The following is a 15,552-nucleotide window of genomic DNA, read 5'->3' as shown; positions in this document are numbered from 1 at the left end:
TTTCTGCCATAGGCGATATTCCAGTCGGGAGGTAATTTTTCCAGCCTGGCCAGCTGCTGCTGTGTCTGAGCGATTACCTGTGCTGGTACCGGTGACCGCTGTTGCAGAATGGCCAGTTGCTCAGGCGTGAGCACGGCCGGTAACGGTGCCAGGGAGGCGGCAAACTGAACCTGTAGCGGGTCGGAACGGTGAAGATACTGCCAGACGAATGCGGCAGCTGAGCTTATCAGCAGCATGGTACACATCCCGCCCGCGAAGGATTTCCATTTTTTTACCGGCGCGGGCATTGTCGCCAGAACGTCCACGTTCGGCTGCTGTTCAGGCTGCGCGACATACACCCACTTCACTGCACTGTCTGGTACCCTGAAATCGTCATCCGGACCACCAGCAAGGTCCCTCGTGGATGCGGTCGAACCATTCATCATGGTGGAAGGCAACACGATACCGGGCTGAATGTTCGCGCCGGTGCCATCGCTGTTTTCCAGCCGGACGGCGCTGTTGTGCATCAGCGTGCGCAGCACATCCAGCTGGCTCAGATGCTTAAGCTCCAGGCGCTGCAGTACCGTACCCAGACGGCCAAGCAGCTGTTCCGCCCGGTACAGCTGGCTGAGGTCGCTGTAATTCAGCGCCAGCGTGCGCATCCGCTGCTGCAGGCGCAGGCTCAGGCTGCTGAGGATTTCCATGCGGGCATGCACCGGCTGCGGCCAGAGCGTCCCCCACTGATGGCTTATCAGTGCTTCCAGTATTGCCAGCCCCTCATTGAGGCCGGACAGGCCGGCCAGTTGCATACGGGCAAGCGTATACCAGGCTGCCGTCTGCAGCTCCACGCCGTTCTGCTCAAACAGTGAGAGGCAGAGTTTTTCGGCATATCGCCAGTTCACATCCGGACGCGCCGGATGCGTCAGTTTGCTCAGCTCATCGCGCAGGGCGGCATAATCCGGCAGCGCCCTGGGGTCGCCACCGGTTTTGATTTTACGGGGAGTCATGTTATTCACGGCTGAATATCCATATCAGAATGACGGACGTTGTTTTCTGGTTAAGCGGCTTCGCGCGGGTTTGCGGGTTCTGCAGGTCCGCTATGGCAGCCGCGATAAAATCAGGCCAAAAAATGCGCCTTCGTCAAAATGCTCTCCGGGGAGGGCCGGAGCCCCTGGCTGAGTCAGTCGCCAGTCGTTAAGCTGACCTGCCTGCATGAATAAACGCCCCACTGAAGTGATGCACCCTTCTGCGTGAAGGGTCACGTCCACACATCCGACCACGCTCTGGCCGTACAAAAATACCGGCGTAAACTTTACCGCCCGGTCGTCCACGCGCAGTACGATGCCGTCTATATCAAATGCTCCGACCTCCGCCAGCAGGTCCGTAACGCAGACGCTGAAGGTCCCCACCTTCAGGCCGGTACCGTCGAGCCACGCGTCCATCTGCTCCTGAAGCAGCGTCATTCTCAGGTGAAACTCTGCGATATCGGCCTGACGCCAGGTGGCTGATGCAACCGGAGCGGGCTGTCCGGCCTGCTCCTGTTTCAGAAACTGTGATTTTAGTGACATAATGTTATCTGACCTCAGAGACGGGTTGCTGAGTCCACATACTGCTGACTCTTCAGGTGTCGCAGCAGCACGCGACCTTCGGGCATAAATTCAGTGCCGTAGCGCACCAGACCGACACCTTTAAGTTCAGCATCAATCGCGTAGCACAGCTCGCCGGGGACGTTCTGCTCCAGCAGGACCACGGCGATTTTTTTCAGACGCGGCTCATATCTGAGCAGGACGGCAGACAGGGTGCCCATCAGCTCATGGGCCGTTCCCGGCATTCCCTGGAGAATTTTGGTCATATCCGGCAGGCCATAGTCCGGCAGATGAGCCAGCGTACCGGCACGGCAGTTGAGGATACGCTGCATATTATCGAGCACGGACAAAATCACCTGATTTTGCTCGCTTACCTGGTGGAGATCGAGGCCGCCGGTGAAGTTGCCATAAAGAGTTTCATACAATGAAGGACGGGATGGTTCACTCATCTTTCAGCACCTTCAGGGTCAGTCGGTTGTTGCCCGCTTCGATGACACGAGCCTTATCCGGATCAAGGTCCTCACGGCTCAGCACCACGCGCCAGGTGTTGCTCACCTGGTCCGGGGCCATGAACATGCCGGCCACCGCCACATACTGCGCACTCTCTTCCATCGGAATATCAATCATCACCGCCCCACCCGGCTGCAGGCGAATATCTTTCTCCGCCACAAGGTCTGCTTTGATGGCCTGACTGTCAGTCTTAAACAATGACGGGTAGTCGGTGCTGTCGAAGATTTTGCGGTCCTTAAGCTGGTAGATGCGCACCACCGTCGACAGTGCCACGCCGCCAGCGTTAATGTTAACGGCCTCTCGGGCACGAATATCCAGATGCAGGGTTTTCACCTGCTTATAAAAAATCGATTTGGTCACGGCGACGGTGCCGTCCGTGACACTCTGGGTCAACCCACAGCCAGCGAGCATCAGGATGATACCCGCGGCAAGGGCCGCCAGGGGGAATTTACCAGCGGTACTCGCCATGTTCATCGGTCTCCCTGCGGTGAAGATTTTCCTGAACCCGCTCATAGCGGCCCAGATTAATGGTGATTGTTTTGGGGTGTGTAGCAGTATTCGCCGCATTCAGCGGTCGCATCACGGCAGTGCGGCCCAGTTGCACGGCGCCTGCCTGCGGTTTACTGCTCATGGTCGCGTCCGGCAACAGGCTGCGGTCGACGCAGAGCTGCAGACGGACATCGAGGCGCGAGCCAAGGTAGACATTTAGCAGCGCCATCAGGTCCGTGTGCAGCTCCCCGCCGGGCAGCCAGCCCTGCACTTCTGCCGGATTAGTGGAGGTCAGGCGCATCAGCACCTGACTGTTCACGTCGGTGGCATAGTTACCCATCACCGGCCGACTGGTCAGGGTGACGGGCTGACTGACACTCATGGTCAGCGGCTTCTTCAGGGGCACGCGGCGCTTGTCGTGGTGCCAGATTTTCGCCTGTGTGTCTGGTGCCAGCAGGCGCACCAGCGAGGCCATGCCTTCTGCTGTTCGTCCCGGCAGCAGCATCACCGGCAGGAGTGCCAGGAAGCGTGAGGCGGGGGCGGCAATGCTGTCCGTGCAGCCATCGATGCCCAGGCCTGCCATGCCCAGCAGATACTGCGAGATGTTGTCCTTACCGCCGGCTTCAAAACTCGCCGGGTAAGAGTATTTACGCCAGATGCGGTAGTACTGGGCAATCAGCCGGTGGTTGAAGATATCGAGAAAATCCGCTGTCGCCTCATAGCCTTCACGGCGCTGGGTGATGTCATCGATATAGTGCGTCGGCAGTGGGGATTCCACGCCGTAGAGCCCCATAAAGGTTATGCGTACCGTCGGCGGCAGATGCGAATGCTCAGACAGCTCAATCCCTTTGACTTCAGAGGCCGGGAAGCCCATGCCCGGATGGGGCCGGAAGCGTACCGGCTCATGACGCACCTGCCAGGAACTACCGGTGACCGGTTTATCCGGCTGGCTCTGCTCGAGTAGCTGGCAGAAGCGATAAAAGTTCATGTACGGCATGTACTGCAGTAGCTGCTCCATCAGCCGGGCAGGCGTGGACTGTGATTCTCTTTCCACCGGATGCATTTTCCTTCTGGCTGAACGATGAGGGTGAGCTGGTTAAACTGGTTCATGTCGGCATAGAGCGCAAAGAAGCGGTTGAGCATTTCACCGAACAGGTGAATGTCACCCTCACCGGTGAAGCCGTTGCTGTCGAGGGTTACTTCGATATCCAGCCCCCGCAGCAGGTAGCCCTGCTCAAAACGCTGCAGGCGGTGGTGCTCCACATGCTGAATCGCCTCCAGACGGCGGGTGTTCAGTTCATCTTCCTGCCAGTTATAGAGTGCCAGCGTGCCGCGCAGCACTTCGGCGGTGCTCATCATGTTCAGGAACCCGGAGCCGAGGTGGCTCAGTACCCGCCAGTGAAAACGGTCTTCTGCTGGCGGGTAAACCGGCAGCGTGGGTTTGCAGAGGTTTTTCACCGTCAATGGCGTCTGCACCACCTGCTCACAGCGGTCAAGCAGCGTGCTCTGCAGCGCCCGGCGCGGTAACTGACCGTTGGTGCCGGTGATTTGCAGCGATACGGCTTCGCGCTCAAACAGCCTGTCATCCTCCCACTGGTGACCACCGAGGATAAGCCAGGTGTCATACAGTCCGGTGACGCCCCGCTTAACGCGGGTGTGGTAATACCGTGGCGGTGCGTGACGGCGCATCATTCCGCCCTTATGGCGGAAGCTGCTGAACGGGACGTATTCGGCATCACTGGTCCGGTTTGAGCCTGTCACCGAATCCACCGAATAAATCTCGGTGTGTCCGTCCTGCAGCCGTTTGGGGCGCAGCAGGTACTCACTCTCAAGCCCGGTAATGGTGAGCGGGTCAGCCTCCAGTGTGAACAGGTTAATCACCGGCACACAGTGCAGACGAACCGCGTCATTGGTGACCGGTAGGTCTGATGGCCACAGCGTACTGAACACGACTTCGATGTCGAAATACTCTGCACCGGCAGGCGGCGTGATACCGTCCAGTCCGTTGAGATGGACGAACATAAACTTGTCGCGGAAGGTGAAGTACTCCAGCAGCAGCTGGTAGCCGCTGAAGGCAGTATCCCCCTTCGGCCACAGCCCGTCTTCCTCTGCAAATCCTCCCGGCGAGAAGTACCCGTCCAGGCGAATACGGTCGGTCTGCCCGGGCAGACGCATATAAAGCGCAGCCTGCCGTCTGGTCAGCATCAGGTGCAGCTGGCTGCTGACAGGCGCATCTGCACCGAGGTACAGACTCAGGTGACTGAGGTCAGCATGAGACCAGTCCGCCTGGGTGCTGCAGGCAAAGCGCATCCGCAGCAACGAGCGTCCGTCAGGCTCGGTGCTCATGGTCACCCCTGAGATGTTCAGCGGGTTGAGCATCACATCACGGGTGGTGCGGTAGCGACAAACCGTGTTTTTCGGCCCCACCGGGCGGGAATACACTTCCAGACCCGCGGGCATCACTTCTGCCATCTTCACGGCCTGAAGTGCGGGCGTGAACGCCACCACCGAGAGTGAAGGAATGGTACGCAGGTAGTGTGGCCAGAGCATGCTGACCAGCCCTTCGGTCAGTTCAGGCAGGTCGTCGTCGATCTTCTCCCGTAGCCGTCCCATTGAGAAAGCAAAGCCTTCGAAGAGCCGTTCAACATACGGATCGGGAGTCCCGGCCTTATCCAGATCCAGCATCGCGGCCCGATCCGGATGGGTCTGGGCGAATTCTTTCGCGGCTTCACGGAGGTAGCGCATTTCCGCATCGAAATAGCGCAGGGTTAGATCTTCCATAATAAACCATTAGTTACATAACAAAATAATAACATCTATTGACACCAATAAATCACAAATAAACACACCGATAATAAAAGATAATTCAGTTGGCATCAGGAAGGAGAAACAGACTGGGCTACACGAAGGAATGTCAACGTACAAATCAAAAAGGCCAAATGAAATGGCAAAACAGTACGAGATAAAAAAGCACAAATGAACGCACGGAAGTTTTGACAGTAATTTCCACGTACAACATTTAAATCAATACTGAGATAATCAGCCAGGCCTGGTTGTATTTTAATGTCATAAAGCTTTCGAAACAAACGCTCATTATGAAGATAGAGAGCATTCAAAAACCAAAATACAACAAGAATGAAACATACCCCTTCAACCACAGCAACAGAGGGTTGAATTACTTTATTAAAAGATATAGACAAACCTAAAATACCACCACTCCATCCTTTGACCAGAAAGGATTTTTGGCTTAACCGAGTAATTGTATCCTGAATAAAATACAGTGCGGTTTTTTGTTCTTCATTCATATCTATTTCAACCCTGGTACAATACATTCAGTGCAGATGGCCCCTGCACTGAGCATTTGCGTTGCCAATTCATAAGTTCAGCCCGTGTTAACCGGGTGACGCCTCGAAGAATGTCACTGACATCATACTCTACACTTAAAGCTTCCAAACCTGCCGACTCATCCATTGCATAAACAGAATCACTCCTGGATATATTTTTTAAACGCTTTGGAGGATTTACTTTAATCAAACGAGATGCCATCAACTCAGTATAAATCCAAGGTGAACTGGTCTTTTCTGAGTCGGGTTCAACGCAGCTCAATGCATTCTCACCTTCAATAAAAATTAAGCATTCTGTTTGGTCCATCATTGATAACAATGATGACATCAACATAACATGGGCGTGTGCTGTTGAAACATTCCTCCCTTTATACGAATAGTGGCCGCTATCAAGCAAGTTATGCCTGTTATCCATTTCCCGGAGAAGATCGTCAGAATACTCCCATAAACAAGCATCAATAAATGCCCGAAGGCCAAAATGTTCGTATAACCAACCAGCAAAGCAAATAGTTTTATACACATCTCGGTGAGAATGTGAAATAAATACATCTGCTTCCACTGGTGGAAACCATGCACCAGTCAAAAGACTGGCATCCAAAATACTATTGCCATCAAACAAACGAGATACCACATTAGTGGGAGACTCCGGCTTCATAGTTGCCAAAATCTCATCCCCTTTTCTTTTATAGTAGTCACGACGAGAGCTAATCATCAACTCTGATTCACTAAGGTTTATACGATACTTTTTGTACATTATGTCTCCTTACTGTCAAACGTTTAACCGAAATCTATCCGCACAGTACCGTAGCCCGAACAGGATCAATTGCAATCAACCCTGCCAGTAGTTGTTCCATGAAGGGACTCAGGCGAACCTTATCAGCCTCACTGCGACCGGCTTTCATGCGCAGGAGTTTCAGATGGCGGGCCTGGACCTCAAACAGCAGTTCAGGCTCCCAGTTGCTGAGGGTCACTTCACGGGCCCGTTCACCCAGTTCTGCAAACAGGTGCACGGCCAGGTCATTTTTACCGTACTGCTCGGCAATGCGGCCCATCAGCAGACGCAGCAGCCACTTCTGACGATCGGTGGTCATGCCCGGCCGGGTCTGTAACCAGCCAAGCGCGGCATCCGGACCTTCACTGTCGGCCAGTGCCACGGCTTCCGGCTCCAGCGCCAGAATGTCGTCGTGACCAGAGGTGACCGGGGCGGATGGCGTGTCATCACCCCAGCCGCCGGCGGTGTCCAGCACGCTCTGCTGGATCCAGTTCAGCGTCACTTCATCCGCAAACGGCGTGCCGTCACTGAACGCCAGCGTCTCGAGCCCGGACAGACGAGACAGCAGCCCTTTCAGGTCGGCAGCAATAATGTCAGCCAGGGTGTCCTGACCGGATTTCGTCAGGGCCTGGTGGATGTACCACTGCAAATCCAGCCACAGGTGATTGGCACCGCGCGAAAATGTACTGTCGGCCGTTTCCAGCATTTCAGCCCAGTTCTGCTGCAGGTAGAGGCGTTTGAGTAACGCGCGCTGATCCGCCCTTGGCGGCTCGATGCGTGTACGCCCCTGCGCATCCGGGGCCGGGATGGCCTGCAGTGTATCGTGACGCAGGCTCTTCATCAGATGGTGTGCTGACAGCCAGCCATCTGGCTGCTCGCGCAAATATTCGGTCAGCGTCCGAGCCTGGGCCAGCAAATCCTGACCGGACGTGATCCGCCCGATGGTCGGGGCATCGCTGTGGCTGGCAGACGACGGAGTTTCGCTGGTACTGGCGTTCTGCGGTACCACCGCATCCACGCCGCCCGCTTTCTGCAAACGGCTTTCCAGCGCGCCGTACAGCGCATTGAGGTCAGGACGGGTTTCATCCGGCTCATTTTCGGTAAGTCCGGCTATCAGCAGCAGCGCTCCGGTGGTACGCATCGCCTCTTCCCTGACCACTTCCGGGTACAGGGAAAGCGAGTCGGTCATGCGCGATCCTGCCAGCCATTCCAGTGCGGCCTTACGGCTGCGGTCACGCTGCGGGTGCAACTGTGCACCAAAGCGCTCCAGCAGACCAGCCAGCAGTTCGAGTCCTTCGACCAGCCCCTGCTCACCTTCGCGGTGCAGCTTCGCCCAGCAGTAGTACGTCCCCACGCGAATATCTTTGGCGGTGGTGGTCAGCAGCTTCTCAGCCAGCCGACAGATGAGCTCGGTATCCGCGCCGGAGAGTTTGTTGACCTCTTCACGCATCTGCTGGAAGTCATCGTCATAGCCGGGATCCTCACCAACGGACGATGAACCGGACAGCGGCTGCAGCCAGCTGTCCCACTGCGCCACGCGCTCACGGGTGGCGTCAAGCAGAGGTGCCTGTTCGGTCTGGCAGGCACTGAGTAAGGCATTGAGTGTGCTCATCAGTACGTCCCCCCGTCGTCACTGGCCGTATCTGTCGCCGGGTCTGAGGGCACGATGCCGGTGGTGCTGAAGATGGTTTCCGGCAGATGGAAATTGCGCAGCTTCAGCAGCACCAGCGGGCCTTCTCCCGCTTCGGTACGCAGGGTGTAATTGAGCGTGCGACCATCCTGTGCCTTCCAGCTCAGGCTGTAACTGCTGCCCACACCCGGGTAAGCACTGACCGCGGCTTTATCGAGCAGGCGGATCCAGCCCCAGGCTCCGGGAATATCGGCGTACTGGCGGGTGCCCGCCTGCGTGCTTATCCAGCTCAGGTTCGCACCCGGGGCCTCGGTATCTGCAGGCCAGGTGAAGCGCTTCCACGCCGGCATCTGGTTCATATAAATCAGCTTCTGGCTGTCAATAATCATGTCGGTCTGCATCACGCCATCGGCAGTGCCCGGACGCAGCTCGAAGTTCATGCCGGCGTTGCCTTCGGTGAAGGCCACATCCGAGATATGACTCAGGGTGTTGATGGCGTTGAGGAACGCCGGGTTAAACGCCAGCCCCTGCGAGTTGATGCTGTCCGGTACCCAGTGGTTACCCTCTTTGTGCAGCACGCCTTTGAGGCGGGTCTGCAGGAACTGCGCGATACGCCCGGAATCCGCGTTAAGGTATTTGGCCAGCAGCGGCAGGGAAACATCACTGCTGGAGTTGTTGAACGGATAACGGCCACCAAAGGCACTGTTCCACTCAGCCACCACCGCCTGCTGCCACTGGGCATTGAGGCTGTCGGCCGCCGGGGTCAGCACCTGCTGCCAGGCCTGCTCCATCGGATTCACAAACACCGTCCGCCCAAAGCCGCTCCACTCCTGACCGAGGCCTGCGGCAATCAGGCTGCCGTAGTCACGGGTTTCGGTCAGGTCCACGGCTTTGCCCTGGAACACCGTCTGGGCAATGGTCTGGGTCATGGCCTGCGGGTCGGCGGCATTGGTGACCTGCTGCAGGCGCAGACGCACCTGCGTCACGCGGGTCAGGAACGACTGCAGACTCTGCTCCTGTGCTCCCGTGCGGCCTTTGTCCATCAGCGCCAGCACCGGACCAAAGGTCGCATCAAGCGGACCATGAACGCCCGCACTCTGGTCAATGGCATCCTGGTTATCACCGCCGAGCAGGTTCTTCGCTGACTTCACCAGTGAGTCCGAAATGGCTTCTCCGGTCTGGCCAGTGCGCCCCTGGACATTCAGGGTGTTCATCAGCGCCACCAGAGGTGACTGACGCACGTCGGCCATCAGTGTCAGCTGGTCAATGGAATCCGACAGCGTGGTGGCCCGATTCCAGCGCAGGCTGTTGAGAAACTCCAGCCAGGCCCCGCCAAAGTCAGCGAAATAGCGTTCCGTCAGGCGTTTTTTCAGGGCTTCCGGCGAGGTCTCGTCCTGTTTATTCACCTGACGCTTGCTGTCAGTCAGCACCCAGTCGAGCTCATCCCGGCGCGCCTTCACTACCTTCTCGATGGCAGGCTGCACGGCCTGCTCCCAGGCCTGGCGGGTGAACATGCCCGGTACGACTTCCGTGGTGCTGAACAGACGGGATGCATCGGTATCGCCGGTCATGTCGTCCAGACGCATGTCGACATACAGATGTGCCACCTGAGAGAGCATCTTCTGGTACAGGGTCGACTCACTGTTACGCACGCCCATCAGGCGTACCAGCAGGGAGCGCGCCTGGCTGACCATGCTTTCATCTGCCCGTAGTTTCCACTCAGGATGCGCAGCCAGCTGCGCACCATAGAACGACAGCAGTGACGGAGCCACGCCCTGCCAGACGCCGTCTTTCACGACATCGCGTTTTGGCCAGTCGTGCAGCAGTGCCGAACTGAACCAGGCGGCGTCCATATGCTCCGGACGCGCCAGCATCATGTAGAGCTTTAGCTGGGCATAGGTGGTTTTTGCCATCTGCTCACGCAGCGGGCTGCCCGGCGGCAGCGCATTGAAGGCACTGAGCTGAGTCTGCAGATGGTCCGCAGCCGCATCCCGCAACAGCGGTAGTGCGCTGTCCTGATAACGTGGCCAGAGTGCGGCCAGCAGGGCGTTATTTTGGCTCAGCCCGGCCTTTTCGTACCACTGCACGCCGTGTTCTGAACGGTACTGCAGTCGGGCCAGCGTTTTCTGCAGTTCAGACAGTGCTTGCAGGCGCTGTTCCAGCGGCTGATTTTGTCGGGCGGCAAGTGCGGCCTGGGCATTCGCACCGGCAATCTGGCTGCGGTTGGTGACATACGCGATACCCATCCACACAGCCCAGCCCACCATCGCCAGGGCAGCGACTGACACAAACACTTTACTCCATGGAATGCCCGGCTTGCGCGGACGCAGTCCGGCAGCAAGCGTGCGGACAGACTCAGGTAAAACATCCCAGCGCTTATCCATGCCCCAGTGGTGCGTCACGGCGCGTTCTGCACCAGCAGAGGGCTGACTGAACACCACGCCGGCCAGCGGCAGCGGGCGGTATGGATTGAGCATCACCGACAGCGGTGCGGTCACGCTCTGTGGCTCGCGAATGAGCTGGTCAGCCAGCGTCAGCAGGAAGTTATGTTTCACCTCGCCGCAGGTCTGCTGCAGACCCTGTGAAGTCAAATTCGGCGTCAGGGCGGAGAGTTGTTCTGCCAGCCCTTCTGTACGACAACCAGCAGGCAACAGACAACCTGCCGCCTGAGTAACGCGCCCTTCCGGCTGACCGGCGCGCGGGTGCAGGGACCAGACATACAACGGTAGCTGCCAGCCAAGCTTATCCATACGCGCGCTGATGGCATGGGACAGGGAATCCATGGTGCTTTCAGACGGTACCGGCAGCGGCTGTTCCAGCCCCGGTGCTGAGAGCTGGTCAAAGGCCGAGGTGACCCACACTAGACCATCCACCGGACGGCGGCGAAGTTTGCGCAGCGCTGTCAGCCAGGCACTGTCTGCAGGTGTATTGAGGTCACCGCCCCACAGCAACAGCGTGCCGCGATCTTCCTGCCAGAGCTGAGTGGTGAGCTTCGGCGTCAGTTGCTCCACTTCAGCGGCGGTACCGGTTATCAGCAGGATGCGTGTTTTACGTCCCCAGCTACGGCCGTAGAGGTTACACATTGCTTGACGGATAGTGTCGACGGTGACATTACGAGGTGCAGTCTGCTTGACACGGCCTTCATCGGCAGGCAGGACATTCTTTCGCTTAGCCTGAAAGCGATGCCAGCGCTCCTGGATTGCCTGACGCACGATCCCGCCATGGCGAATGAATAAAACCAAAATCATAGCGCCTGCGAACCCAAGCCACTTTAAGCCTCTAGTATCCAAACCAACCTTGTCACCGTAGTTCCAGATAAGCCAGGCGACTACCGCAGTAATAATTATTGTCAGCCCGAAACGCCCCCAGTTCCCACGCCATACAGTATCCTCAACTGCTTTCATTCTCATTCCCTGTTGTCACGGTATTAATAAAACGCTGCCCTTCACCTTCCGATAACATCAGACAGTCTGTCTTCAGTAGCTGTACCGCATCACTGACTATGGCAGTCATTATCCAGGGGGAAAATGGCCCGCAGCGCCCGGCATATGTCTCAAGCCAGTGCAGTTGCTCTGTTTTCCAGTGCCCCTGATATAACTCACTGGCTTTAAGCATCAATGAAAACGACTGCCCCCAACGAACGTGGTCACCAATGACATGCTGAGTATTGATAGACTGGGTCTGAGTAGAAAAGTAGAGATCAAATTCACTGAGCATGTCATCGCCTTCCAGAGACATAGGACGGAGCAGACGTACGTTGTGGCCTAGTTCATATTTGGTCGCAACATCATCAGTTGTCAGCAACAGCGTAGCAAGCGCATCGCTATATCGATCACGACCACACAGCTGTTGCACCATGACAAGCTCAACAGAAATATCTGGCGTTTTAATTCTTTGTTCTACAGAATCAAAAGAAAGAGAGCGCAGCACTGACAATGTGGGGGCAGGACGCTCCGCTGGCATCAACTCACGCCAGCATTCATCAAAGATCGCTTTTAGCGCAGCATCATCCTCAGGTGAATCAGTTAGCAGAAATGCCTTCAACGCTATATCTGTTGGTAATCGCATCAGCGCAACTTTAACGCCGTCGAGCTGTTTTAATGACGCTGCTACGGCTGGGCTAATATCAAGCCGCCTGACCAACCCGTTGAATTCCTCTAATTCGGTACTTCCAGGTATGAACATTGGCACTGTCAGTGACTGAGGCAGGATCACTTCACTGCCCATTACAGCCAGATAACGCCCGGCCCATTCGGTCCATTGCTGTTGAGAGTAGTCAGCTTCTTTCGATTCAAATTCGTGCTTATCAACATCATTGTTATAGAGCCAGGCTCTCAAGCAAATGCAAAAAATCCAGATAAGTGGTGGAGAGCCGGACACAACCCAAATATTGTAACTTTGCCCTGCTCCCAGCAACTGATTAGCATGGAGAACGAAGATCAACCCTCCTGCGATCAAGGCAGCGAGGCCACCGATAAGCCAGATAAGAAGAGAAGGTTCTTCCGGCATCGGAGTAACATGTGATTTTTGACGCTCCCAACTCATTAATTATCCTATAGCGCAATCCGGCGCGCTGGAGATTACCTGACAACCACATTCACAATGGCAACCATCCACGACAACTGATTTACCATCAGAAGACCATTCAGGCGAACCCTCTATAATGGCATTTATTCCGTGGCCTTCTTTAGGACAACTTACTTTATCCCCTACTAAGGCCACCTTTTTATTATTAACTATCATAGTTGAAGAAGCAGAGATCACTTCTCCACCATGCGTTGTTTTATCTCCCAGCAATACAAAACCTTTTAACATATTGAAACCTCCGCAACCATTTGCGATCTAAAAATAAGCCATTAGCAAAATCAACTCAGCTGTATTTAAATCTTTCACACCGTTTAATGTCGATGTATTGACCAGCCAACATGATAAACGGAGCAGATACCCACATCCAATAACCTAAGCCATAAGAGATTATTAATCTGTCACGACCTCCAGCGTCTACAATAATGTTTTTAACTCCTAAGAAAGAAATAGCTAAAACAAATGACATCAGAGACAATATGAACAATAGATCATTTTCTTTTTTATTAATCACTCCTATAAGTGATGCTATATAAAATGGATTAGCTAACCAAGAAAATGAAGTTCCAGGATCAACAAAAAGACCAAACCCTCCAGTTATAAGTAAAGCAAGACCATCACTTGAACCTATATCTGTGCTAAAAGAGGGACAATATAAAGCAGCTAAAAAGCATAGTGCTGAAATTCCGTAGAGAATTCGTGAAAAACATTTCATAACCACCATGTATTTTGAGCGACAATTCAAATTTAAAATATAAATAACAATCAATCACTACCTTTTGCAAGCAACTGAAGCTTTTTGTAATTAGGGAAATATGGCCCGTTCTCGACGGTTCCATCTGGGTACAACACTGACATATATACCCCGACCTTTTGCACCAATGGCTCTGTGGCCCGCAAGGTTTTTAAAAAATGAAGCCTAGGCTCAAAAATAACTTCCTTTGCCGATGTTGATTTATAAATCACATCTGGTGAGGACCTGACAATGGAATATTCAACTGGGCTACCAATTCTCCTGCGCTCTGTTATTAAAGGGAAATAATCCTCATTCAGATTGACATTTCCATTAATAACTTCATATGGTCCACTTAGCCGCTGAGGTGAATTGTCGTCAAATACAATAATTTCTTTAATTGGAATATTTTCACTTTTTTCATCTTTGTCTGACGGGGGGGCTTTTAAATTAAAACCTAAGGTTATATTGCTTAATCGCCAATTACACTGCCCGCCACCATCGCGTGAAACGTCTAGATTAAATATACTGTCACCTGATATATTATTGAATTCTTTTTTGATAAAATGATACCCGGGCTCTTTTACTACATCCCCATTTGAATTTTTACGACTCTTCAAGCAAGTGGTTGAACGATACATAATCTCCAATGGCAGTATTTTACTGTCAGTTGGCATCTTTGCAATTACAGAAACCACTTCACTATCAGGCGGAGGATTCAACGACTCATCTTTATCACAGCCTAACAAAAGAAAAGGAAAGATGAACACTATATTCTTAATTAATATTTTCATATTCTTCCTTCGCAGTATTTTTAAATCTGACCAATGCATTCACCCAATTGCTCTCGGTCTTTGATACCTCTAATGTTTTTGGCATCATTTCTTGCAAAGATAAAAAATCTTATTCCTTTCCACTTCATTTCCCGAGGTGTTTTCTGTTGATTTAGATGCATTATCAACAGCGCGTGTGAATTTCTCTCGATTCATTTTCCTTTCCATTTGCCGTTCAGGATCTAACAACTCAATCAACTCATTATTGATAAATGGCATGTATTTATTTGACATAGAGTGATTTGCTGGATTTGTCCAAGAGTCAAGATCTGGATTGGTATTTTTAGGAAAATAATGCCTTAAGCTTTCAGGAGACAAACATTTTACAAATTTATTTTGCTCTTCAGCTGTAGTGCAAAAAATTTGTTCATTAAGTTCTGGAACAAGATATAGCTTACATTTATCAAATGAGATCTCCCTTATTGACATGTAAGGGTTGCTAACGTCCATGCCTATAAGTGGCACTATTCTTTTTGAGTATTTAACAATAGACTGCTCAGCCTTAAAAAAACAGACAGTACTACCATGATGCCAATAAGGATCACCAAACTTAATTCCAGTGCCTTGAATTCCCATAGCCCAAACAGAACCAATGAATCCATAGACGACACCGTAGGGCCCCCAAAGGTCATAAAGTTTATTATCTAACTCTAGTTCCGGTGGAACACTTGTTACTGAGTCAGAGTCGTTTACATGCCTATAATGAGAAATATTTTGAATCTCATTAATAGTCGATGCGGTAAACACTCGAGGCATCCCATATGTATAAATTACTGGTTGATAATCACGCAGTACAGTAGCATGAATTAGTGTCAACGCCCCGCCTAAACTATGCCCAGCAATAAAAAGTTCACGTCCATTGGATAAGCTCTGAATTTGCTTGAATTGGTCCCCGAATTTTTTTTCAACTAAATTAAAAGCATCTAAAAAGCCTTTGTGGCATTGACCTGCAGGTACTATATCTGGACATGGCACCGGCCTGAATGTTCCATCAGCATCAAGATCTGCTAGTTTATCTGGCTCAGTACCTCTCCATCCTACTATTAGCTTAGTTAAATTACTGACGAAGAAAAGTTGAGTTCCTCCTTCCCC

Annotated in this window: 15 protein-coding genes; all 15 read right to left on the bottom strand. The window is 53.2% G+C overall.

Going from position 1 to position 15,552, the window contains the following annotated elements; genetic code table 11:
* The coding region (locus EXW94_RS00635; protein WP_174339235.1) for a type VI secretion system ImpA family N-terminal domain-containing protein at positions 1 to 995 on the bottom strand (995 nt) is incomplete at its 3' end.
* A gap of 81 nt (positions 996 to 1,076) precedes the next feature.
* Positions 1,077 to 1,547: a hypothetical protein gene (locus tag EXW94_RS00630; RefSeq protein ID WP_174339234.1), complete on the bottom strand. Its 471-nt coding sequence runs from the start codon at positions 1,545 to 1,547 to the stop codon at positions 1,077 to 1,079.
* A gap of 14 nt (positions 1,548 to 1,561) precedes the next feature.
* Positions 1,562 to 2,014, bottom strand: a complete 453-nt coding sequence (gene tssE / locus EXW94_RS00625; RefSeq protein WP_174339233.1) for a type VI secretion system baseplate subunit TssE — start codon at positions 2,012 to 2,014, stop codon at positions 1,562 to 1,564.
* Positions 2,007 to 2,543, bottom strand: coding sequence for a type VI secretion system lipoprotein TssJ (gene tssJ, locus EXW94_RS00620; protein ID WP_174339232.1), 537 nt, complete (start codon positions 2,541 to 2,543; stop codon positions 2,007 to 2,009). The genes tssE and tssJ overlap by 8 nt, the downstream gene beginning before the upstream one ends.
* Positions 2,524 to 3,627 carry a type VI secretion system baseplate subunit TssG gene (gene tssG / locus EXW94_RS00615; RefSeq protein WP_174339231.1) on the bottom strand — a complete coding sequence of 368 codons (1,104 nt, stop codon included), beginning with the start codon at positions 3,625 to 3,627 and terminating at the stop codon, positions 2,524 to 2,526. The genes tssJ and tssG overlap by 20 nt, the downstream gene beginning before the upstream one ends.
* Positions 3,582 to 5,345: a type VI secretion system baseplate subunit TssF gene (gene tssF / locus EXW94_RS00610; RefSeq protein ID WP_174339230.1), complete on the bottom strand. Its 1,764-nt coding sequence runs from the start codon at positions 5,343 to 5,345 to the stop codon at positions 3,582 to 3,584. The genes tssG and tssF overlap by 46 nt, the downstream gene beginning before the upstream one ends.
* A 95-nt stretch (positions 5,346 to 5,440) precedes the next feature.
* Entirely contained in the window at positions 5,441 to 5,869 is a 429-nt protein-coding gene (locus EXW94_RS00605; protein ID WP_174339229.1) for a hypothetical protein, read from the bottom strand.
* 7 nt (positions 5,870 to 5,876) lie between these two features.
* Positions 5,877 to 6,662 (bottom strand): hypothetical protein, encoded by a 786-nt coding sequence (locus EXW94_RS00600; RefSeq protein WP_174339228.1) that lies wholly within the window; start codon positions 6,660 to 6,662, stop codon positions 5,877 to 5,879.
* Between the two features lie 34 nt (positions 6,663 to 6,696).
* Positions 6,697 to 8,292 (bottom strand): type VI secretion system protein TssA, encoded by a 1,596-nt coding sequence (gene tssA, locus EXW94_RS00595; protein WP_174339227.1) that lies wholly within the window; start codon positions 8,290 to 8,292, stop codon positions 6,697 to 6,699.
* Positions 8,292 to 11,714, bottom strand: a complete 3,423-nt coding sequence (locus tag EXW94_RS00590; protein WP_174339226.1) for an ImcF-related family protein — start codon at positions 11,712 to 11,714, stop codon at positions 8,292 to 8,294. The genes tssA and EXW94_RS00590 overlap by 1 nt, the downstream gene beginning before the upstream one ends.
* Entirely contained in the window at positions 11,701 to 12,855 is a 1,155-nt protein-coding gene (locus tag EXW94_RS00585) for a hypothetical protein (protein WP_174339274.1), read from the bottom strand. Before EXW94_RS00585 ends, EXW94_RS00590 begins: the two co-directional genes overlap by 14 nt.
* 3 nt (positions 12,856 to 12,858) lie before the next feature.
* Positions 12,859 to 13,125: a PAAR domain-containing protein gene (locus tag EXW94_RS00580; protein WP_174339273.1), complete on the bottom strand. Its 267-nt coding sequence runs from the start codon at positions 13,123 to 13,125 to the stop codon at positions 12,859 to 12,861.
* A 55-nt stretch (positions 13,126 to 13,180) separates the two neighbouring features.
* A complete protein-coding gene (locus EXW94_RS00575) occupies positions 13,181 to 13,609 on the bottom strand; it encodes a hypothetical protein (RefSeq protein ID WP_174339272.1) in 429 nt (142 codons plus the stop codon).
* Between the two features lie 50 nt (positions 13,610 to 13,659).
* A complete protein-coding gene (locus tag EXW94_RS00570) occupies positions 13,660 to 14,421 on the bottom strand; it encodes a hypothetical protein (protein ID WP_174339271.1) in 762 nt (253 codons plus the stop codon).
* Between the two features lie 84 nt (positions 14,422 to 14,505).
* On the bottom strand, positions 14,506 to 15,552 hold a 1,047-nt coding region (locus tag EXW94_RS00565; protein WP_174339270.1), incomplete at its 5' end, for a lipase family protein.

The organism is Enterobacter sp. JMULE2 (assembly GCF_013337145.1).
GTDB lineage: Bacteria > Pseudomonadota > Gammaproteobacteria > Enterobacterales > Enterobacteriaceae > Enterobacter > Enterobacter mori.
This window is presented reverse-complemented; position numbering and strand designations above follow the sequence as displayed.

Coding starts and splice junctions, on each gene's coding strand:
- EXW94_RS00590 (WP_174339226.1), bottom strand. CDS start 11,714: ATGAAAGCAGTTGAGGATACTGTATGGCGTGGGAACTGGGGGCGTTTC.
- EXW94_RS00585 (WP_174339274.1), bottom strand. CDS start 12,855: ATGAGTTGGGAGCGTCAAAAATCACATGTTACTCCGATGCCGGAAGAA.
- tssE (WP_174339233.1), bottom strand. CDS start 2,014: ATGAGTGAACCATCCCGTCCTTCATTGTATGAAACTCTTTATGGCAAC.
- EXW94_RS00630 (WP_174339234.1), bottom strand. CDS start 1,547: ATGTCACTAAAATCACAGTTTCTGAAACAGGAGCAGGCCGGACAGCCC.
- EXW94_RS00605 (WP_174339229.1), bottom strand. CDS start 5,869: ATGAATGAAGAACAAAAAACCGCACTGTATTTTATTCAGGATACAATT.
- EXW94_RS00575 (WP_174339272.1), bottom strand. CDS start 13,609: ATGAAATGTTTTTCACGAATTCTCTACGGAATTTCAGCACTATGCTTT.
- tssG (WP_174339231.1), bottom strand. CDS start 3,627: ATGCATCCGGTGGAAAGAGAATCACAGTCCACGCCTGCCCGGCTGATG.
- EXW94_RS00600 (WP_174339228.1), bottom strand. CDS start 6,662: ATGTACAAAAAGTATCGTATAAACCTTAGTGAATCAGAGTTGATGATT.
- EXW94_RS00580 (WP_174339273.1), bottom strand. CDS start 13,125: ATGTTAAAAGGTTTTGTATTGCTGGGAGATAAAACAACGCATGGTGGA.
- EXW94_RS00570 (WP_174339271.1), bottom strand. CDS start 14,421: ATGAAAATATTAATTAAGAATATAGTGTTCATCTTTCCTTTTCTTTTG.
- tssA (WP_174339227.1), bottom strand. CDS start 8,292: ATGAGCACACTCAATGCCTTACTCAGTGCCTGCCAGACCGAACAGGCA.
- tssF (WP_174339230.1), bottom strand. CDS start 5,345: ATGGAAGATCTAACCCTGCGCTATTTCGATGCGGAAATGCGCTACCTC.
- tssJ (WP_174339232.1), bottom strand. CDS start 2,543: ATGGCGAGTACCGCTGGTAAATTCCCCCTGGCGGCCCTTGCCGCGGGT.